Genomic DNA, 21,133 nt, shown 5'->3' on the forward strand with positions numbered 1-21,133 from the left:
CCCCCCGGCGTCTGTTCAAGACGGCAAACAAGCCTCACATTTGCTTGCTTTGCCGTCTTTTTCATTTGGCACACTAAAGGCATGACCACTTTTCTTTAACGGAGGTGCTTCATGCCTGCTTTATCTCAAGCCCAACAAAAAGCTGCCGGTGCAGCCTTGTCCGCCAAACGCGGGGAAACTCCGGTAGCCAGTCTGAAAGGGGCATCGCTGGAAATGTACAACACCATGAGTACCAAGGAGCTGGAAGAACTGGCCAGCACCGATACCGCGCGCCGCAACCTGCCTGAACACAAGGAGTAATCAGACAGCCTGAACGCGCACGCCGCTTTGCTCGAAGGCTTGATGCAAACGCTGCGCAAATTCGGCCGCCCCCGCCTGATCCCCATGCAGACACAGGGTATCGGCTGACAAAGGCACCGTTTTACCTGACAGGCTGGTAACGGTGCCTTGCTCTATCATCTGCATCACTTGCTGCACGGACTGATCGGCGTCGGTAATCATGGCGCCGGCTTGCTGACGGGGTGTCAGACTGCCATCGTCCTGATAGCTACGGTCGGCAAACACCTCTTGTGCTACCGTCAGGCCCGCATCACGCCCGGCCTGCACCTGCACACTGCCTGCCAGCGCATACAGAATCAGGCTGCGATCAATATCGGCCACCGCTTGGGAAATGGCTTTTGCCAGTGCCGCATCGCGGGCGGCCATATTGTAAAGAGCGCCATGTGCCTTGACGTGATGCAGGGCGGCGCCCTGGGTGCGGGCAACGGCCGCCAAGGCCCCCACCTGAACCACTACCATGTCATAGACCTGCTCGGGGGTGACCGCCATCACCCGGCGGCCAAAGCCGGCCAGATCCGGCAGGCCGGGATGTGCGCCCAGCTTCACGCCATGCTTTAGGGCCAGGGCCACCGTCTGACGCATGGTGCCCGGATCTCCGGCATGAAAGCCACAGGCGATATTTACCGACGTCACCCACGGAATAACCTGCTCGTCATGGCCCATGACCCAGGGGCCAAAGCTCTCGCCCATGTCGCAATTCAAATCAATACTCAAGCTCATGGAGTTCCCTCTGATAATCCATCCAACCTGCCTGCGGCCTGGGCAATGCAACGCCTGAACCACAGCAGTTCTGCCGCATTATGCGTGCGCGGGTGCCACAGCTGATAAAAGCGCATCAGTGGAAAATGAACCGGACAAGGCAAAACCGTAATCGGCAGAATGCGGGCATAGTACTCGGCAAACTGGCGGTTCGTGGTGAACACCATGTCCGTGCGACTCAAAATCCCCGGAACCAGGCCGAAATACGGCACGACCATCTGTACGTGACGGCTGATGCCCTGCTCGGCCAGGCAACCGTCAATAAAGCCGCGCTTGTCCGTCACGTGGGCCGAAGGGGCCAGATGCGGCATGTCCAGATAGTGCTGCAAGGACAGGCCACGCTGCGCCAAGGGATGATGGCGGCCCAGCATACAGACCACCTCGTCATCAAACAGACGCGCCAGGTGCAGCTTTTCCGGAGGCTCCAGCCAGTTGCCGATCACCACGTCCAGTTCGCCCTCTTCCAGGGCCTGTACGTAATCCAGGTCCGGATTGATGGTATGGACCACCAGTCGGGCCTGCGGCGCCTGACGACGCACCCGCTCCGCAATATCCGGGATAAAAGCACCATCCAGATAGTCCGGTGCGCCCAGATTGAAAACGCGGGTAGACTGACTGGGATCCATGGGCTCTGCCGCGGCAGAAATTCGCTCGATAGCTTGCAAGGCTTCCGTGGCATGTGCCAGCAAAAAAGGACCGCGCTCGGTAGGCACCATTCCCTTTTTACCGCGCAGCAAAATCGGATCGCCCGTGATTTCGCGCAAGCGCCGCAAGGCATTGCTAACGGCTGGCTGGGACATGCCCAAGCGGATAGCCGTACGCGAGACGCTATGCTCCTTGAGCAGCGACTGCAATACCCGCAGCAAATGTAGATCTAGTTGTTCTCGTAATTTTGGCATGGTTTAAATAATACAAGCGCTGGCCCGCCTCGTTGATCGGTGTAGACACTCATACGCCTATATAGTGAACATCATTCCAAGCAAATGTTCGCATCCTAAGCAAATGCTATCTTCGATCCGTAAAAAACCAGTCGAGTGAGATCATGGAGACAAGACCAATTCGTTTTATTTATCGCGGCGAAGTACAGGAAGTGGCTCAGGCCCCAACCACGCGAACCGTTTTACAGTATATCCGTGAGGATCTGCACTGCACCGGCACCAAAGAAGGCTGTGCCGAGGGTGACTGCGGCGCCTGCACGGTCATGATTGGCGAACTGGACCAGAACAATCAACTGCAATTGCGTGCCGTAAACGCCTGTATCCAGCTGCTACCTACGCTGGACGGCAAGGTGCTCTACACCATTGAGGATCTGCGCCAGGACGATGGCACCCTGCACCCCGTGCAACAGGCCATGGTGGACTGGCACGGTGCCCAGTGCGGCTTTTGTACGCCTGGCTTCATCATGTCGCTGTGGGGCCTGTACATGACGCACTCGCCCGAAGACGGCCCGGTTTCCCGGGAACAGATCGACGATGTGCTCTCGGGCAATCTGTGCCGCTGTACCGGCTACCGCCCCATTATTGATGCGGCCAAGGCCATGCACAGCTATCCGGCTGTCAGCATGGATCGCCAATCCATTGAGGACAAGCTGCGTGCCATTCGTCAGGACGGCATGCTGGCCTATGAATACCAGGGCCAGACCTTCCACGCCCCCCGCACGCTGGACCAGTTGGCCCAGCTGCGTGAGCAATATCCGCAAGCCCGCATTCTGGCTGGCAGCACCGATATCGGCCTATGGGTGACCAAGCAATTCCGCGATTTGCCGCATCTGATCTATATCGGTCAGGTGGCCGAGCTGCGCGAACTGAAAACCACCGGGGACGATCTTTACATTGGTGCAGGCGTGCTGTTGAACGACGCTTTTGACGCCCTGATCAAAGACCACCCCGAATTGACAGAACTGCGCCAACGCTTTGCCTCCTTCCCTATCCGCAACGCCGGTACCCTGGGCGGCAACGTGGCCAACGGCTCGCCCATTGGCGACTCCATGCCCGCCCTGATTGCCATGCGTACTCGCGTGGTGCTGCGCAAAGGCGCAGTCGAGCGCGTGCTGCCTTTGGAAGATCTGTATCTGGCCTACCAGAAAACCGCCATGGAACCGGGCGAGTTCGTGCAAGGCCTGCTGGTCCCACGCAACAAGGGACAATGGCAATTCCGTACCTACAAGCTGTCCAAGCGTTTCGACCAGGACATTTCTGCCGTGTGCGCCGCCTTTGCGGTGGAACTGGACGGCAAGATCGTCAAACAGGCTCGCATCGCCTTTGGCGGTATGGCTGCCACCCCTAAACGCGCCAGCCACGCCGAGCAAGTGCTGCAAGGTCAGGAATGGAACGAGGAAAACGTACAAGCTGCCATGCAAGCGCTGCAACAGGACTACCAGGCCCTGAGCGATATGCGTGCTAGCAGCGAATACCGCAATCAAAGTGCGGCCAATTTGCTGTACCGCTTCTTCCTGGAAACCCACCCTGAACACGCTTTGAGTCCCGCCCAGCTGAATGTCTTTCACCGAGCTCAAGCCAGCCTGGAGACTTTGTGATGAAAATTGACAATATCGACCACCTGAACACCGCCACGGCTCAACGAGTCGGCGTGTCCTTTCTGCACGAGTCGGCAGACCTGCACGTGAGCGGCACGGCCACATATACCGATGATTTGCCTGAATTGCAGGGCACGGCCCATATTGCGCTGGGCCTGTCGGAAAAAGCCCATGCCCGTTTGCTGGACGTGGATCTGGAAGCTGTGCGTCAAGCGCCCGGTGTCATTGCCGTCCTGACGGTTGCCGACATTCCCGCCGCAAATAATTGTGGCCCTATTCTGCATGACGACCCCATTCTGGCCGATGGCGTGGTGCATTACTTTGGCCAGCCCATTTTTGCGGTTATTGCGAAATCCCACGACCAGGCACGCCGTGCAGCGCGTCTGGGCAAGATCACCTATGAAGAGCTGCCTGCCATCTTGACTCCACAAGAAGCCAAGGCCGCGAATGCCGGTGTTCTGCCCCTGATGAGCCTGAAACAAGGCGACGCCAAAAAAGCACTGGAATCGGCTCCACACCGCCTGCAAGGCACCTTCCAGTGCAATGGTCAGGAGCAGTTTTATCTGGAAGGCCAGATTTCCTACGCCGTGCCCAAGGAATACGGCGCCGTGCATATCTGGTGCTCCACCCAGCACCCTTCGGAGATGCAGCAGCTGGTTGCTCACTGTCTGGGCGTTGGTGCACACAAGGTACACGTGGAATGCCGTCGCATGGGTGGTGGTTTCGGTGGCAAGGAATCTCAATCGGCCCTGTACGCCTGCGTGGCCAGTGTAGCCGCCGTCAAGCTGCAACGCCCGATCAAACTGCGCCTGGACCGCGACGACGACTTCATGATTACCGGCAAGCGTCACGGTTTCTACTATGAATACGATATTGGCTACGACGACGAAGGCCGCCTGCTGGGTGCCCGTCTGGACATGACGGCCAACTCGGGGTTTTCCGCCGACTTGTCCGGCCCCGTGGCAACCCGCGCCATCTGTCACTTTGACAATGCCTACTACCTGTCCGATGTAGACATGAGCGCCTTGTGTGGCCGCACCAATACCCAATCCAATACGGCCTTTCGAGGCTTTGGTGGTCCGCAAGGGGCCTTGGTCATGGAAGTGGCGCTGGACACGATTGCTCGCCGTCTGGGCAAAGATCCGCTGGATGTGCGCCGCATCAACTTCTACGGCAAAGAAGACCGTAATGTGACGCCTTACGACCAGACCGTGGTCGATAACGTCATTCACGAACTGGTGGCCGAGCTGGAGGAAACCAGCGAATACCGTCAGCGCCGTGAACACATCCGTGAATTCAATGCCAGCAGCCCGGTACTGAAAAAGGGTCTGGCACTGACCCCGGTGAAATTCGGTATTTCCTTTAACGTACCCGCCTTCAACCAGGCTGGTGCTCTGGTCCACGTCTACCGTGACGGCACGGTTTTGGTGAACCACGGTGGCACGGAAATGGGCCAGGGTTTGAACACCAAGGTCGCCCAGGTCGTTGCCCACGAGCTGGGCCTGAATCTGGAGCACATCCGGGTCACGGCCACCGATACCACCAAAGTGGCCAATACCTCGGCCACGGCGGCATCCACAGGTACGGACTTGAACGGTAAAGCCGCCCAGGATGCGGCCTACCAGATTCGCCAGCGTCTGACGACGGTAGCTGCCCAGCTCTTCTCGGTGGAAGAGTCCAGCGTGAAATTCGAGCGGGGTCAGGTCGAGATCGGCGGCCAGACCATGCCCTTCTTTCAACTGGTTGAGCACGCCTACCAGGCCCGCGTCCAGCTGTGGTCCGACGGCTTTTACGCCACCCCCGGCCTGCACTGGGACTCCAAAGTCATGAAGGGGAATCCCTTCTATTACTTCTCCTACGGGGCTGCCGTCGCTGAAGTGCTGATCGACACGCTGACCGGGGAATCTCGTCTTCTGCGTGCTGACGTGCTGCACGATGTGGGCAAATCCATCAATCCGGCCCTGGATATTGGCCAGGTTGAAGGCGCCTTTATTCAAGGCATGGGTTGGCTGACAACAGAAGAACTGGTGTGGAACGCTCAAGGCAAGCTCACCACGCATGCGCCGTCAACCTACAAGATCCCGGCCATCAGCGACTGCCCCATGGACTTCCGCGTCAATCTGTTCGATGGCCGCAACGCCATGGATTCGATTCACCGCTCCAAAGCCGTGGGCGAACCCCCTTTGCTGTTGCCATTCTGCGTCTTTAACGCGATTCGTGATGCCGTTGCCAGTGTAGGCAACTACCAGATCGAACCCGTGCTGAACGCACCTGCGACTGCGGAAGCCGTCATGCGGGCTGTTGCGGCTATTCGCAAAGCGAAATGAGTAGCTGGCCATCTCTTGCCCTCGCCCGTGTAAAAGCGGGCGAGCGGCTGGTTTTGTGCTCGGTGGCGCTGGCCAAAGGCTCCACCCCGCGCACCACGGGCACAGCCATGCTGTTCAGCCAAACTGAGCAGTGGTTAACCATTGGTGGCGGGCACCTGGAATGGGTAGCGGCAGAACAGGCCCGTGTCATGCTCAGCCAATCCTCCGGTCCCGGCTGGAGCATGAGCCGCCTGCCACTGGGTCCCAGCCTGGGTCAATGTTGCGGCGGGGTCGTGACCTTGCTGTACGAGACCTTGGGTACCGAGGATCTGAGCTGGCTGGAAGAGCTCGATAGCGCCGTGCGGGCCGGTCAGGCGACCAGCCGCCGTTCACAATTGCTGTCGGATGGCAGCAAGCAGGTTGATATCCACAGCCCTTCAATTGTGGACGAATCCCGGCTGGACTACGACGGCTCGCAAGGCGTCTGGATGGAGGACCTGCCGCCCCCGCCCCTGACCATTCTGCTATTTGGGGCCGGTCATGTGGGCGAGGCACTGGTGCAGATTCTGGGCACCCTGCCATGCCGGGTTCTGTGGATTGACGAACGCCCTGAACTGTTTCCCGCTCAGGTACCCAGCAATGTCAGCCTGGAAATTACCGACATCCCCGATGCGCTGATCGAACAAGCCCCGACCAATAGCTATTTTCTGGTGATGACGCATAATCACGGCCTCGATCTGGCTCTGTGCCAGAAGATCTTGCGCCGGCCCGATACGGCCTATGTGGGCCTGATCGGCTCCATGACCAAACGTCGTCAATTCGAGCGCCGCTTGCAACAACGCGGCATGCCCGAATCCCGTATTCAGGAACTGGTCTGCCCCATTGGCGTGCCAGGTATCAAGGGCAAGGCCCCCTCGATTATTGCCGTGGCTGTCGCCGCTGAATTGCTGGCCCACGCCTATGAAATGGGGCAACTCAGTCGCTGATGCGACCTCGACTTCAAGGACAGTATGACTACCTCTTTACACTCCGCCTGCGCCTACCGTGCCCAACTGCTGTACTTTGTCGCGGACCCTGCCACATTGGAAGATCCTTCCGAAGCCGTGCGCTATCACAGTGACGGCCTGCTGCTGGTCAACGAACAAGGCCAGATTCAGGCCTGTGGCGACTGGGCCGAACTGTCGCAGAGCCTGCCTGCCGATACAAAGACCATGGATTTGAGCGGGAAAATCATCATGCCAGGCATGATCGACACCCACCTGCACTTCCCGCAAACCGACATTATTGCCTCCCCCTCCAGCGGCCTGTTGCCCTGGCTGGAAACCTATACCTTCCCAACTGAAGGGCGTTTTGGCGATAGCGAACACGCCCGCGAAGTGGCTGGCGTGTTTCTGGACGAACTGCTGCGCAACGGCACCACCACCGCCCTGGTCTACGGCAGTGTGCACCGTCAATCCGTGGATGCCTTCTTTGAGGAAAGCCACGAACGCAATCTGCGCATGATTGCGGGCAAGGTGATGATGGACCGCAACTGCCCAGACTATCTGCAAGATACTGCCGAGTCAGGCGCACGCGATTCGGAAGACCTCATCAAGCGCTGGCACGGCAAGGGCCGCCAACTGTACGCTCTGACACCCCGTTTTGCGCCCACCTCCACCCCGGAGCAATTAGCCGCCTGTGGTGAACTGGCCCGCGCCTATCCCGATGTGTTTCTGCAAACCCACGTGGCAGAAAACAAGGACGAAATCAAATGGGTAAGCGAGCTGTTCCCCAAGAACCGCAGCTATCTGGACGTGTACGACAGCTTTGGTCTGCTACGCCCCCGCGCCATCTACGGCCACAGTATCTGGCTGGACGAACAGGACCGCGCTCGCATGCACGATACCGGCAGTATCGCCGCCCACTGCCCCACCTCCAACCTGTTCCTGGCCTCTGGCTTGTTCGATTTCCAGTCCATTCGCCAAAGCAAGGTGCTGCACACCCTGGCCACCGATGTGGGCGGCGGGACGTCGTTCTCCATGCTGCGCACCATGAACGAGGCCCACAAAGTGGCCCGTCTGAACAACTACCATCTGACCGCCGCATCCATGTTCTACATGGCCACCGAAGGAGCCGCGCGGGCACTGGACATGCAGGGTCAAATCGGCACGTTGGCTCCTGGTGCCGAGGCGGACTTTATTGTGATGGACCCCAAGGCCACCCCCTTGATGGCCCGCCGCAGCACCATGCTGAACTCGCTGGAAGAGCAATTGTTCATGCTGGCCCTGCTGGGTGACGATCGCTGCATTCAAGCCAGCTACAGCGCAGGCCGCTGCGTGCATCAGCGCGATCACTAAACACAACTGAAGCCGGTTCCTGGCGGGCAACTCCAATCATTACAACCGCCGCCAGGGACTCTTTTCCGTCTACCCAAAAAATATCTGCACACGTTTTTTCGATTTAACGCGGATTTTACGGTGCCAACGATACATTGATCCCGTCAGTAGGAAGCCAGCCCCGGCTCCCCCTCTTCTTGGCGAGATTTGATTATGTCCGGCACATCAACCCTGGTGCAACGCAACTCCCTGTTCTACCTGCTGACGCAGGTTGTGGGAGTGACCTTTTTGTTTCTCTGGCTGGCCAGCCTGACCCAGGACTGGTCTCCGCTCAATCCCTTGTTGGCCTCCAGCCAGCAACCTGGCCATATGGCCCATGAAATGAAAGAGGCTCAAGGTCTGCTGACCGGCCTGATTGCCACCGCGGGTTTGTTCCTGGCTGCCTGGAAACTGCGCCAGCTGCGCGGACAAGAGGCCTTGCCAGGCAAACGCATCCTGTTGCTGGGCACCAGCCTGTTCCTGGCCGTGCCTTTGCTGATGCTGCTTCTGCAATACTCCGCCGCCTCCCCAAGCCTGGAATCGCTGTATCACCAGATACCCGAGATCAAACCCTTGCTGGAAGTGGGCGCCATCGTCGCCGTGGGCGCTGGCTTGCTACACCTGTACTTTGCCGGTTGGGCCTTGAACCAGGCCCGCCTGCGCTGGGGGGGCCTGCTGGCCGGTTTGATCTGCGCCTTTTTGTTGGGCTTGCTGGAAGCGGATCAAGAGCGTATCAATCTGACTCAAGTGTTTGCCTCACTGGCGCTTGTCTGGCTGCTGGGCAGCATCGCCTTCTACCCCTTGATCGTGAATCCCGAACGCTGGTCAGCCTCCCATAGCGAACGCGCCACGGTTGCAGAGGCCTGGGAACATCTGGCCAGCATTCAGGTACAACGTCGCCGCAGCCTGGGGGTGTTTGGTGGCCTGATGGTCGTGATTCTGCCTTTCTTCGCCTCCACCTGGGCGGTCGACTCGCTGGTCTTTCAATTCACCCGCATGGCCGGTCTGGGGCTGGTCCTGATTGCCGTCCTGGGCCGCTGCTGGTGCATGTTGTACCTGGGCGGTCATAAAGGCTCCAGCCTGATCAGCCAAGGCCCCTACTCCATCAGCCGCAACCCGCTGTATCTGTTTTCCCTGTGCGCCGTCACCGGCATGGGTGCACTGTCCGGCAGCCTGCTGCTTGGCCCCATACTCGCTTTGTTTGTCTACGCCGTCTTCAACAATGTGATCGACGAAGAACAGGTTCTGCTGCACAAAGTCTTTGGTCAGGATTATCAGGACTACTGCCAACGCGTGCCTCGCCTGATCCCCCGACTGAGCCTTTGGAACAGCCCGAACGAACTGCAAGTTTCCCTGACAGGATTGGCCCGCACCTTGCGCGATGCCTTGCCTTACTTCCTGATCTGGCCCGTCTTTGCCCTGGCACAGTGGTTGCAAATCAATGGCTGGGTACCCGTACTTCTGCGTCTACCCTGATCGCCCCCAAGTGCAGTAAGCTGCACAAGAACTGTCCCAACCCTGTGGAACAAGCTGTCATGCGTGTCCTGATTGTTGAAAACGATACGACTATTGCCGAAAATCTTTATACCTATCTGGAACTGAAAGGCTTTGCTGTGGATGCCGCCTACGACGGCAATGGTGCACTGACACTGCTGCAAGAACAGGATTTTGATACATTGGTACTGGATCTGGGCTTGCCCGGTCTGGATGGTTTTGGTGTACTCCAGGCCCTGCGCCAGTCCAGTCAAACCCCCATCCCGACCTTGGTACTGACAGCCCGCAGCCAGCTGGAAAGCAAGCTCACGGCCTTTGACCTGGGGGCGGACGACTATCTGATCAAACCTTTTGCCCTGGCTGAAGTCGAAGCCCGGCTACGCGCTCTGATGCGTCGTGGCCCACCACAAGTGCAGCACGGCTCACTGCATTGGGGCCGTCTGGAATACAACCTGGATACGGCGCTGGTCAGCGTCAGCGGTCAGGAACTGCACCTGAGCTTCAAAGCCCGTCAGTTACTGGAAGCCCTGTTACGCGACCCGCAAGCCATTCTGACACGCCGCTCCCTGGAAAAAACCCTGTGGCCCCAAGGCGCTCCGTCGCCAGAAGCCTTGCGCAGTCAAATCCATATCTTGCGCCGCGCCTTGTCCGAGGCTGGCGCAGGCACCATTGAAACCTTGCCCGGCATGGGCTGGCGTTTGCAACAGGAGAGCTAAGGGATGGCCAAAGCCCCGCGCCGCAGCCGCTTCATGAGCACCCTTACCCAGCGTGTATCCTGGGCCCTGACCCTGATTGCCGCCTTGCTGGTCATCATTATGGGGGGACTGGCCTATGTTGCCTTTGCGCGCATGGAAGACGAGATGGTCAACGCCATGCTGGTCTCTTACGCTCGCAACCCCACTCTTTTACCCGACAGCGCCTACGACCGTAGTGAAGCCCTGGGCGCAGAGCTGGACAGCTATTGGTTTTTGCCGGGCCAAACTCTGGACAATTTGCCCGAATTTGCCCGTGTTCCCGAACCGGGCATTTACGAATTTCATCTGGGTAGCGACACCTGGCACGTACTGCGCCAGGACAAAGAGCAAGGCCAACTGTATCTGGTGTATCGCGCCACCCCTCACGAAGACCGAGTGCGCGAGTTTGGCCTGATTCTGCTCCTGATCGGTTCGGCCACGATATTGCTGGTGTTTTTACTCGGGCGTCGAGTAGCCCGCCACGCTGTGGCTCCCATGCTGACCCTGTCCCGCCATCTGGAAAACTGGGCACCCGGCCGCTCCGGCCTACCCGAACATCAGGATGATGAAGCTGGCCGGCTGATCCGAGCCTTTAATCGCATGCAGGAGCAAGTTGAGGAACTACTGACGCATGAACGCGAGTTCGCCGCCAATCTGGGCCACGAGCTGCGTACAGGGCTGACCGCCATACGCAGCGATTGCGAGCTTTTGCTGCTGCAACTGCCCGAAGGCCCGCAACAACAGCGCCTGCAACGCATGATGGTCCACGCGGATGCCGTCACCGCCAGCCTGGATGCCGCAGAAAGCCTGGCTTACACCGCAGAGCGCCATGTGCGCGAAGTCGAGGTCCACGAGCTGGCTCAACAGACCTGGCAGGCCGTCGCCCTGCTGGATACGGATAGCCAGCAAGTACGTTGGAGCAATTTGGTGCCTGACCACTTGCTCTACACCTTGGACCCCTATGCCCTGTCCATGTTGCTGCGCATCCTGATGCGCAATGCCATCGACCACGCCGCCCCCTGCAAGCTGCAACTGAGCTGGATTGCCCCCTCGGTCCTGGCTTTGCAAGACGACGGCCCCGGCATTGCCAAACAAGATCAAATCCTGATCTTTGAGCGCCACTTCAGCCAGGGGAGACAATTGACGACAGGACTGCGTGAAGAAGGCCACAGAGGCATAGGCTTGGCACTGGCACGCCAACTGGCGTTGGCGCAAGGCTGGAGTTTAAGTGTACAAAGCGGGCCGAATGGCAAAGGCTGTGTATTCAAGCTGGATCTGGATCCGTCCTGATATCCTGAAACGGCAAACTTATCTGCACGAACGGTGTCGCCAAGAGCACCAAAAACTCATTGCGACAGGCAAGACCAAAGACCTAGTAAGCTTTTCTCAACTGCAGCGCCTAACCCTTGAAAAGAGATTTTAAAAGGCTGGGCAATGAGCACAAAAAAACCCGGTCTTATTCAGACCGGGTTTTTTATCTTGCTCAAGCAGACTTGCTAAAGACTTACTGGCTTTCCAGGAAGCTCTTCAGTTTGTCGGCACGGCTAGGATGACGCAGCTTGCGCAAAGCTTTAGCTTCTATTTGACGAATACGCTCACGCGTAACGTCAAACTGCTTACCCACTTCTTCCAGAGTCTGGTCAGTGCTCATCTCGATACCAAAACGCATGCGCAGCACTTTGGCTTCACGTGGCGTCAAGGAATCCAGGACATCTTTCACCACATCGCGCATGGAGCCATGCAAAGCGGAATCCGATGGCGAAACGGTGTTGTTGTCCTCGATGAAATCGCCCAGGTGGGAATCGTCATCGTCACCGATAGGCGTTTCCATGGAGATAGGCTCTTTGGCGATCTTCAAGATCTTGCGAACCTTGTCTTCGGGCATGTCCATCTTCTGGGCCAGGGTTGCGGGATCGGGCTCAACGCCGGTTTCCTGCAGGATCTGACGATTGATACGGTTCATCTTGTTGATCGTCTCGATCATGTGAACCGGAATACGAATCGTGCGGGCCTGGTCAGCGATCGAACGCGTAATGGCCTGACGAATCCACCACGTAGCGTACGTAGAGAATTTGTAGCCACGACGGTATTCGAACTTGTCCACCGCCTTCATCAGACCGATATTGCCTTCCTGAATCAGGTCCAGGAACTGCAAGCCACGATTGGTGTACTTCTTGGCGATGGAGATCACCAGACGCAAGTTGGCCTCGGTCATTTCGCGCTTGGCTTTACGTGCCTTGGCTTCGCCCGTGGTCATGCGTTTGTTGACTTCTTTCAAGTCCTTCAAAGGCAGCACAACGCTGGTTTGCAGGTCGATCAGCTTTTGCTGAACTTCCTGAATGGCAGGGATGTGGCGCTCCAGAATCGAGCTGTAAGGATGGCCTGCAGCCACCTCCTGCACCACCCAATCCAGATTGGTTTCGTTGCCGGGGAAAGCCTTGATGAAGTGTGCACGTGGCATATCAGCACGATCCACACAGATGTTCAGGATTTCGCGCTCGTGCTGACGCACGATGGCAACCTGCTCACGCATGGTATCGGCCAGCTTTTCCACCATCTTGGCGGTAAAGCGAATGCCCATGAATTCATTCAGGATGGTTTCCTGGGCTTGCACATAGCCTGCGCTCTTGTAACCTTCGGACTCGAAGGACACGCGCATCTTGTCAAACCATTCGCCAATAATGTCGAATTTCTTGAGCGACTTGTTGCGCAGGTATTCAATCTGCTTGCTGCTCATGCCGCCGGCTGGACCTTCGTCCTCGTCGTCAGCGGTGACACCGGAACCGGCGTATTCTTCGCCATCATCGTCCACCAGACCGTCAACCACTTCGTCAATCTGCATGACGCCTTCGCGTACACGCTGAACGTAGGCCAGGATCTCATTAACCGTGGTTGGGCACGCGGCAATCGCCATCACCATGTGCTTCAAGCCATCTTCGATACGCTTGGCGATTTCAATTTCGCCTTCGCGGGTCAGCAGTTCCACCGAACCCATTTCGCGCATGTACATACGCACAGGGTCAGTCGTGCGACCGAAATCGGAATCCACGGTCGTCAAAGCGGCTTCAGCTTCGTCCTCGACGTCGTCGTCGCTGGATGCCATGGGTGCGTTATCGCTCATGAGCAAGGTATCAGCGTCGGGAGCCTGGTCGTAAACCGAAATACCCATGTCACTGAAGGTGCCGATAATGCCATCAATGGCTTCGACATCCACCAGATCATCAGGCAGGTGATCGTTGATTTCACTGTAGGTCAGGTAACCGCGGTCCTTACCCAGCTTGATCAGGGCTTTGAGACGATTGCGGCGGGCTTCCTGTTCTTCAGGGCTCAGTTGGCCACGGACACCGAACACATCTTTTTCGGCTTTGGCACGCTTGGCACCACGCTTGGCCACCGGCTTGAGATCAGGAATGACCTCTTCTTCGCCCATTTCGTCGTCATCGACAAAGTCGATACCGTCGTTATTGGCATTCTTTGCAGGACGTCCACGGCGACCGCCGGTAGCGGCTTTAGCCGCTGTTTTCTTGGCAGCCGCTTTTTTGGCTACCGTTTTTTTAGCAGCCGCCTTTTTAGCTGCCTTTTTGGCAGGCGCTGCGCCTGGCTCTCCACTTTCGTGAAGCTCATCGAGCTCTACCGAGCTTGATGCCCCTGATTTTGCTGTCGCGGCCAAGGTTTTCTTAGCAGACCGAGAGACCGTCGTCGAGGTTTTACCAGTCGTTTGAGTCATATTTTCTTCCATAGACGCCATTTACCCCTGTGGCACTAAATATGTAGCCACCGAGTCGTACAGGCAAGAGCCTGATAATGAGCGTGTTCACAACCGGCTTGCTCCTGGGCGTGTTGCGCGAGCGAACCCTAAGTCATTTAATCCCTGGCTCATGGGCTCAAGGCATAAGGTGGTTCACAATCCGCTAACCCGCCGCATTTGCTCGCGTACCAGTTTTAACCCCCTGGCCGGCCACAAACACAACACATAACCCAATATTTTACTTCACTTGCCGAGTATAAGCAGCATTCAACAAAGCAATACGGCGTGTCAATTCTTGATAACGCTGACGCTGTTCGGGCTCTTGCAAGCCCGTGGCCACCAATGCCGACTGCTCTGCCTTGATCGCATCCAGTTCGATGCGATGCAGCGCATCACGCCATTCACCCTGCGGATCGGGCAATTCTTCTTCGCCCAAGAGCTCCGTGGCCAGCGCTTCGAGCACGGGGGCCAGGTCGGACTCGGGGTCCACGGCCTCCAGCAACGCACCTGCGTGACGCGCCGAGCTGATATTGCTTAAGGCAATCAGCTCTTGCACTAAACGTAAGTGGGGACTTTGCGCCAAAATTTCAAGTTGTTGATCACCCAACCCTCCCACCAGGGTTGGATGCCCAATGAGCAAGCGCAGCAATCGCTTGGCCATCGGAGTCACGGCGCGGCTGCCACCCAGGACAGCGCGCTCTTGCCGTTGACGATTATTCTTGCCACCCTTGCCGCGACCTGATGCTGGCCGCTCCTGATATTGCTCCTGAGGCTGCCAATCGGGCTCGTCCTGCCAGCCATCCATAGGCAGGCTGTCAGCAAAGGAACCGTCAAAACCGTCTTCAAACGGCTCCATGCCATCTGAAGATGGTGCTGGCTGTGCCGGAACCGGTGGTCTGGCTACCAGACCATCCTGAGCCGGCGGCGTATCCACGGCAGGCCGGCGAACCGGCTCTACGGTACTCAGGCGCTGCGCCAGCTCGTCTGGCGTCAGCAGCACCATGCGGGCAAATTCGTGCTGAATCTGCACCTTCAAGGTACTGTCAGCCAGTTCCAGCAACAAAGGCAAAGCCTCGTGCACGCAAGCCGCGCGGCCTTCGGCCTCGTCCATGCGATGGCGGGCGGCCAGCTCGTCCAGGAAGAAGCGCGACAAAGCTGCTGCTTCCTGGGCCTGCTCGCGAAACGCGGCAGCGCCGTGCTCACGAACAAAAGAATCGGGGTCGTGGTTATCCGCCAGGAACATGAAGCGGATGGACACATCGTCACGCACCAGTGGCAAGCAGGTATTCAAAGCACGCCAGGCGGCCTTGCGCCCTGCCCCGTCACCATCAAAGCAAAACACCAGCCTGTCGCTGGCGCGCATCAATTTGGTGATGTGGTATTCGGTTGTCGCGGTGCCCAAGGTCGCTACGGCATTGTGCAAGCCATGTTGCGACAGCGCCACCACGTCCATATAACCTTCAACAATCAGGACAAAGCCTTCTTTGCGTATGCCCTGACGTCCTTCCCACAAGCCGTATAGCTCGTGTCCTTTGGAAAACAGCGTGGTTTCCGGCGAATTCAGGTACTTGGGTTCACCTTTTTCGATCAGACGGCCACCAAAGCCAATGATATGGCCCTTGGTACTGCGGATCGGAAACATGATGCGTGAACGGAAACGGTCGTAGCGACGACCATCTTCGGACTCGATCACCAAGCCGGACTCAACCAGCTGCTTGTCTTCGTACTGCGGAAATACAGCCGATAAGCCGCGTCGCTCCGTACCTGTCCAGCCCAACCCGAAACGGGCAGCCGTCTCCCCATCCAGGCCACGACGTTTTAGATAGTCGATAGCAATGGGTGACTGTTTTAGCTGACGTAGGTAGTGCCCCTGTGCCGTTTCAAGAATATGATGCTGACGCGACAACTCGTCTTTACGACGCGCATCGGCAGCACGTTGGCGTGGGGTGCGATCTGCTTCGGGCACAGTCATTCCGACGGAACCAGCTAAGCTGCGTACCGCCTCGGGGAATGAAGCCCCTGTGTGTTCCATCAGGAACGAGATAGCCGATCCGTGAGCGCCACAACCGAAGCAATGGTAAAACTGCTTGGTGGGACTGACTGTAAATGAAGGGGATTTTTCGTTGTGAAAAGGGCACAGGCCAAGCAAGTTGGCCCCGCCTTTACGCAACTGCACGTACCGCCCGACGACATCTACGACATCGACACGGGCGAGCAGTTCCTGAACAAAAGATTCAGGGATCAATACAAGCGTGGAGGCAGTTGCTGGCTGCGGATGCGTTTGTAGTGACGCTTCACGGCGGCAGCGTGCTTGCGCTTGCGCTCAGCCGTTGGCTTTTCGTAGAATTCGCGCGAACGCAGCTCGGTCAACAGACCGGTTTTTTCAATAGTGCGTTTGAAGCGGCGCAGAGCAACTTCAAAGGGTTCGTTTTCTTTCAGGCGAACAATGGACATGTAATCCCTGACCTTTGTAAAAAGAGTTAGCGTAACAGATAGCCCAATATGGTAGCACGATTGCTGGCATACACCAAACAAGGCGCAATTAGGCTATCCACCAATTATCTGAATGCCAGCGATCAAGCCTGGCCGGTACCCTTACGGATCCAGGCGTCCAGCTGATGAGGGCGAATGCTATCGTAGTCCTCAAAAGGCTGATGAATCCAGGGATTTGTGGGCAACTTGGACACGTAGTAGTCCGGGTCGACCTGGGCGTGGCCTTTCCACCACAAAACGGCGGTTTTCAGCTCGGTGATCGCGGGAAACTGTGCACGCAGGTGATCACGTACACGCATAAAAGTCTTGCCCGTATCGACCATATCATCGACCAGCAGCACATTGCCATCCAGGGTGCCACGGGTAATGGTGATGTATTGCGCAATATCCAGATCACCCTGTTCGGTACCGGCGGCTTCGCGATAGCTGCTGGTGGCCAAAATACCCAGGGGTACATCATAGATGCGCGAAATAACGTCTCCCACTCTCATGCCGCCTCGGGCCAGGCAAACAATTTTGTCGAATTTCCAGCCTGATTCGTGAATACTCAGGGCCAATTGTTCAATCAGGCGATTGTATTGTTCCCAGGAAACCCATTCATCAGTATCGCTATTTGGGGGCAGACTCATATGTATTCCAGATATAAATGCACTAGCTGCGCTTTGGTACCTGCAAAACAAGAGTCTGGTAGGCCAACGCAGCGTCCAGAACGACAAAGCGGCCCTTCAGGCCGCTCTGTACGCACCGTACAACGGTGCAAGGCATTATACCGCGATAAATCGCTTATTTGGTAAACGGATCGCGCAATACGATGGTTTCGTTGCGATCTGGCCCTGTGGAAACCATGTCGATAGGTACATCGCACAGTTCAGCAATGCGTTCCAGGTAACGACGAGCGTTGATAGGCAACTTGTCGTAGTCGGTTACGCCCACAGTGGACTCGGTCCAGCCGGGCATTTCTTCCAGGACAGGCTCGGCTTCGGCAACCGCGTGTGCGCCGTAGGGCAGGACGTCCAGGAACTCGCCCTTGTAGCGGTAACCCACACCAATCTTGATCTGCTCAACGCCGTCCAGCACGTCCAGCTTGGTAATGCACAGTCCGGAAATACCGTTAATCATGACCGAACGCTTCATGGCCGCCGCATCAAACCAGCCGCAACGACGTGGACGACCGGTAACGGAACCGAATTCCTTGCCAACCGTAGCCAGACGCATGCCGGTGTCATCCAGCAACTCGGTCGGGAATGGACCCGAACCCACGCGAGTGGTGTAGGACTTGGCGATACCGAGCACGTAGCTCAATTCCTGAGGACCCACACCCGAACCTGCGGAAGCGGCACCGGACAAGCAGTTGCTGCTGGTCACGAAGGGGTATGTACCGTGGTCAATATCCAACAATGCACCCTGGGCACCTTCAAACAGGAGTTTCTGCCCTGCTTTCTTGGCCTGGTACAGGTTGTTGGATACATCAGCGACCATAGGAGCCAGCTGTTCTGCGTGCTTCATGGCCAGGTCGCGAACCTGTTCAGCGGAAACAGCTTCAGCGCCCAAGTACTGGGTCAGCACGAAGTTGTGGTAATCCAGCGCTTCGGACAATTTTTCGTCAAAGATTTCGGGATCGTACAGGTCCTGAACACGCAGGGCACGGCGTGCCACCTTGTCTTCGTAAGCAGGGCCGATACCGCGACCGGTCGTACCGATCTTGCCGTCGCCTTTACGCTTTTCACGAGCCTGGTCCACGGCGATGTGGTAGGGCAAAATCAGCGGGCAAGCGGGCGAGATCTGCAGGCGCGAACGCACGTCCAGACCGGCAGCTTCCAGCTCGGCGATTTCAGTCAAGAGGGCCTCAGGCGACAGCACCACGCCATTGCCAATGTAGCAAGTGACGTGCTCGTGCATGATGCCCGACGGAATCAAGCGCAGAATGGTCTTCTTGCCATTAATCCACAATGTATGGCCAGCGTTATGCCCACCCTGGAAACGAACCACGCCATGCGCGGACTCGGCCAGCCAGTCGACGATCTTGCCTTTGCCTTCGTCACCCCACTGGGTGCCAATCACCACAAGGTTTTTGCTCATGTCTAGTATCAGAATAAAGGAGGCCGGCACGGTGCCGGACCAATAACAATCACCAACGCTACAAGCCGCCTGGCTTACAGCGCCCTAACTTGCCACTGACCGTCCAACGAGACCAGCTCGCGATCGATCACGAATTCATCCAGATTCAGCTCCTGACCGGGCAGCATCTGAATCACAATTTCACCGTTTTGACGCAGCTGCTTGACCGCTGCCGTCAGGGCCGCATCACTGCCCCAGGGAGCACGTACTGCACGGGCTGCCTGAGCCGGTGCCAAGCCAGCCGAGAGCTTGCGCAAATCCAGGCTGAAGCCGGTTGCAGGACGAGCACGACCATACATGCGGCCAATACCGTCAAAGCGTCCGCCCTTGACCAAGGCATCGTGCCAGCCTTCGGCGTAAACCGAAAAGATCAGGCCCGAATGGTAGGCATAACCGCTGCCGATGTCGGCCAGGTCCACCGTAATTTCGTGGCCAGGCAAGGCATCAATGAAGCTGCGCAGGCTACCCAGAGCTTCGCGCACTTCCGGTTCGTCCGGCAGAACACTGCGGGCACGCTCCAGTACGCTGCCATCGCCATACAGCGAGGTCAAAGCCAGCAGATAGCGGGTGGTTTCAGGCAGACAGCCCGACTCACGACCCAGGGCGCGCAGGCCCGACACATCTTTGGCGTTCAGAAGCTCACACACTTCTGCCACGCGGGTTTTCAAAATAGGATCGCGCTCGATCAGGAAGCGCCCCAGATCGGGGTAGTTCAAGTCGAGGCGAGGATGATGCACCCCTGCCCGACCCACGCTTTCCAGCGCCAGTTGCACCACTTCCAGATCGGACTCAATACCGGCATGACCGAAAATTTCCGCGCCAATCTGCAGCAATTCACGATCCGACAACAAACCAGCCGGACGGGCATGCAAGACCGAACCACAGTAGCAAAGCCGAGTGACGCCTTCGCGGTTAAGCAAGTGAGCGTCGATACGTGCCACCTGGGGGGTCATGTCGGCGCGTACGCCCATGGTACGACCCGAGATTTGATCGACGACTTTGCTGGTACGCAGATTCAGATCTGTGCCAGAAACCGCTTGCAGGGATTCCAGATACTCCACCAAAGGTGGAGCTACCAGTTCGAACCCGTAAGTACGATACAAGTCTAGCAAATCGCGGCGCAGTTCTTCGATGCGGCGCGCCTCTGCAGGCAAGATATCAGCCAGGCTCTCTGGCAACAACCAATTGGACATACTCGTGCCTCGGACTACTTATAAACGAAAGTTCCAGCCAAACAAAAAGCGACTTGGGGCCTGTAAGCCGCCCAAGTCGCATGCGAAGTGGTGTTAGTAACTTACACGCTAGTATAAACGATCAGGGCCGCGGGTGGAACACCCAGCGGCCCTAAGTTCTCTAGCGGGGATCAGTTCGCAGGTGCTGCGGGTGATCCTTGCTTGCCCCAATACTTGAAGAAATCAGAGTCAGGGCTGATGACCAGTGTGTCGGTCTGTTTGCTGAAAGCACTGCGGTAGGCTTCCAGGCTGCGGTAGAAACGATAGAACTCAGGGTTCTTGCCATAACTATCGGAGTAAATGGCAGCGGCTTCACCATCACCCTGACCACGGATGGCCTGAGCTTGGGCATACGCGTCGGCCAGCAACTCTTCACGCTGACGTTCGGCTTCGGCACGGATACGCTCACTTTCAGCAGCACCGGTTGCACGCAAACGGTTGGCTTCTTGTGTACGTTCGGCTTCCATACGACGGTACACCGATTCCGAAATCTCGGGAGCGAAGTCAATACGACGCAAACGCACGTCAATCACTTCCACACCCAAAGGACGGGCACGGGCCTCAACGGCCGTCAGCACTTCACGCATGATGGCATCACGCTCGGTGGAAACCACTTCTTTCACCGTACGTACGTTCACCGAGGCGTTCAGGGCATCACGAATCTGGGCCTGCAAACGCTCGACAGCACCACGATCCGTCGCACCAAATGTCACGTAAAACAGGCGTGGATCGGAAATACGCCATTTGACGTAGGAGTCGATCAGCAGGTTCTTCTTTTCAGCCGTCTGAATACGCTCGGGGTCCTTGGTTTCAATCGTCTGCAGACGCTTGTCCAGAAACACCACGTTTTCAAACGGTGGCGGCAACTTGAAATACAGACCGGGAGTCGTGATGGTGCCGCGCACCTCACCCAGGGCAAAAACCAGAGCCGCATCGCGCTCACGCACGATGAAAACGGAAGACAGCAGCAGACCGACAATTACCGCCAGGGCCACCAGAGCAGGAAATAAACGTTGCATC

Annotated in this window: 17 protein-coding genes; 8 read left to right on the forward strand and 9 right to left on the reverse strand. The window is 57.4% G+C overall.

The window, feature by feature from the left end:
• Nucleotides 1-111: 111 nt before the first annotated feature.
• Entirely contained in the window at nucleotides 112-300 is a 189-nt protein-coding gene (locus ACLPGZ_RS14370) for a DUF3008 family protein (protein WP_009458869.1), read from the forward strand.
• On the opposite strand, the gene ACLPGZ_RS14375 is transcribed toward ACLPGZ_RS14370, so the two are convergent.
• Together ACLPGZ_RS14375 and ACLPGZ_RS14380 are read right to left on the reverse strand one after the other, a co-directional pair.
• Nucleotides 301-1,059 (reverse strand): LamB/YcsF family protein, encoded by a 759-nt coding sequence (locus ACLPGZ_RS14375; protein WP_060185234.1) that lies wholly within the window; start codon nucleotides 1,057-1,059, stop codon nucleotides 301-303.
• On the reverse strand, nucleotides 1,056-1,997 hold the full coding sequence (locus tag ACLPGZ_RS14380; RefSeq protein WP_021446486.1) for a LysR family transcriptional regulator: 942 nt from the start codon (nucleotides 1,995-1,997) through the stop codon (nucleotides 1,056-1,058). The genes ACLPGZ_RS14375 and ACLPGZ_RS14380 overlap by 4 nt, the downstream gene beginning before the upstream one ends.
• A 143-nt stretch (nucleotides 1,998-2,140) precedes the next feature.
• Between ACLPGZ_RS14380 and xdhA the strand changes: the two genes are divergently transcribed.
• The 7 genes from xdhA to ACLPGZ_RS14415 all read left to right on the forward strand — a co-directional run bounded on the left by xdhA (nucleotide 2,141) and on the right by ACLPGZ_RS14415 (nucleotide 11,812).
• Complete coding sequence (gene xdhA / locus ACLPGZ_RS14385) at nucleotides 2,141-3,634, forward strand: xanthine dehydrogenase small subunit (RefSeq protein ID WP_239054426.1); 1,494 nt, start codon at nucleotides 2,141-2,143, stop codon at nucleotides 3,632-3,634.
• Nucleotides 3,634-5,961 carry a xanthine dehydrogenase molybdopterin binding subunit gene (gene xdhB / locus ACLPGZ_RS14390; RefSeq protein ID WP_083053374.1) on the forward strand — a complete coding sequence of 776 codons (2,328 nt, stop codon included), beginning with the start codon at nucleotides 3,634-3,636 and terminating at the stop codon, nucleotides 5,959-5,961. The genes xdhA and xdhB overlap by 1 nt, the downstream gene beginning before the upstream one ends.
• Complete coding sequence (xdhC, locus tag ACLPGZ_RS14395; RefSeq protein WP_052159430.1) at nucleotides 5,958-6,926, forward strand: xanthine dehydrogenase accessory protein XdhC; 969 nt, start codon at nucleotides 5,958-5,960, stop codon at nucleotides 6,924-6,926. The genes xdhB and xdhC overlap by 4 nt, the downstream gene beginning before the upstream one ends.
• 24 nt (nucleotides 6,927-6,950) lie before the next feature.
• Entirely contained in the window at nucleotides 6,951-8,276 is a 1,326-nt protein-coding gene (guaD, locus tag ACLPGZ_RS14400; RefSeq protein WP_035272290.1) for a guanine deaminase, read from the forward strand.
• Between the two features lie 192 nt (nucleotides 8,277-8,468).
• A complete protein-coding gene (locus ACLPGZ_RS14405) occupies nucleotides 8,469-9,770 on the forward strand; it encodes a methyltransferase family protein (RefSeq protein WP_083053372.1) in 1,302 nt (433 codons plus the stop codon).
• A 59-nt stretch (nucleotides 9,771-9,829) separates the two neighbouring features.
• Complete coding sequence (locus tag ACLPGZ_RS14410; protein WP_239054427.1) at nucleotides 9,830-10,504, forward strand: response regulator transcription factor; 675 nt, start codon at nucleotides 9,830-9,832, stop codon at nucleotides 10,502-10,504.
• Between the two features lie 3 nt (nucleotides 10,505-10,507).
• Nucleotides 10,508-11,812 (forward strand): sensor histidine kinase, encoded by a 1,305-nt coding sequence (locus ACLPGZ_RS14415; RefSeq protein ID WP_239054428.1) that lies wholly within the window; start codon nucleotides 10,508-10,510, stop codon nucleotides 11,810-11,812.
• Between the two features lie 214 nt (nucleotides 11,813-12,026).
• Here ACLPGZ_RS14415 and rpoD read toward each other — a convergent pair whose 3' ends face one another.
• The 7 genes from rpoD to hflC form a co-directional block, all read right to left on the reverse strand.
• On the reverse strand, nucleotides 12,027-14,249 hold the full coding sequence (rpoD, locus tag ACLPGZ_RS14420) for an RNA polymerase sigma factor RpoD (RefSeq protein ID WP_021446482.1): 2,223 nt from the start codon (nucleotides 14,247-14,249) through the stop codon (nucleotides 12,027-12,029).
• A 259-nt stretch (nucleotides 14,250-14,508) separates the two neighbouring features.
• Nucleotides 14,509-16,515: a DNA primase gene (dnaG, locus tag ACLPGZ_RS14425; protein WP_035272287.1), complete on the reverse strand. Its 2,007-nt coding sequence runs from the start codon at nucleotides 16,513-16,515 to the stop codon at nucleotides 14,509-14,511.
• Nucleotides 16,512-16,724 carry a 30S ribosomal protein S21 gene (gene rpsU, locus ACLPGZ_RS14430; protein ID WP_003799344.1) on the reverse strand — a complete coding sequence of 71 codons (213 nt, stop codon included), beginning with the start codon at nucleotides 16,722-16,724 and terminating at the stop codon, nucleotides 16,512-16,514. Before rpsU ends, dnaG begins: the two co-directional genes overlap by 4 nt.
• Before the next feature lie 122 nt (nucleotides 16,725-16,846).
• Nucleotides 16,847-17,392, reverse strand: coding sequence for a phosphoribosyltransferase (locus ACLPGZ_RS14435; RefSeq protein ID WP_021446480.1), 546 nt, complete (start codon nucleotides 17,390-17,392; stop codon nucleotides 16,847-16,849).
• A 154-nt stretch (nucleotides 17,393-17,546) separates the two neighbouring features.
• On the reverse strand, nucleotides 17,547-18,842 hold the full coding sequence (locus ACLPGZ_RS14440) for an adenylosuccinate synthase (RefSeq protein WP_009455867.1): 1,296 nt from the start codon (nucleotides 18,840-18,842) through the stop codon (nucleotides 17,547-17,549).
• Between the two features lie 74 nt (nucleotides 18,843-18,916).
• The gene (locus ACLPGZ_RS14445) at nucleotides 18,917-20,074 is read right to left on the reverse strand and encodes an ATP phosphoribosyltransferase regulatory subunit (RefSeq protein WP_009455869.1); all 1,158 of its coding nucleotides are present in this window, start codon (nucleotides 20,072-20,074) and stop codon (nucleotides 18,917-18,919) included.
• A 170-nt stretch (nucleotides 20,075-20,244) separates the two neighbouring features.
• The gene (hflC, locus tag ACLPGZ_RS14450; RefSeq protein WP_021446479.1) at nucleotides 20,245-21,132 is read right to left on the reverse strand and encodes a protease modulator HflC; all 888 of its coding nucleotides are present in this window, start codon (nucleotides 21,130-21,132) and stop codon (nucleotides 20,245-20,247) included.
• Nucleotide 21,133 lies beyond the last annotated feature (1 nt).

Source organism: Alcaligenes sp. Me129, from assembly GCF_050487245.1.
Taxonomy (GTDB): Bacteria; Pseudomonadota; Gammaproteobacteria; order Burkholderiales; family Burkholderiaceae_B; genus Alcaligenes; species Alcaligenes phenolicus.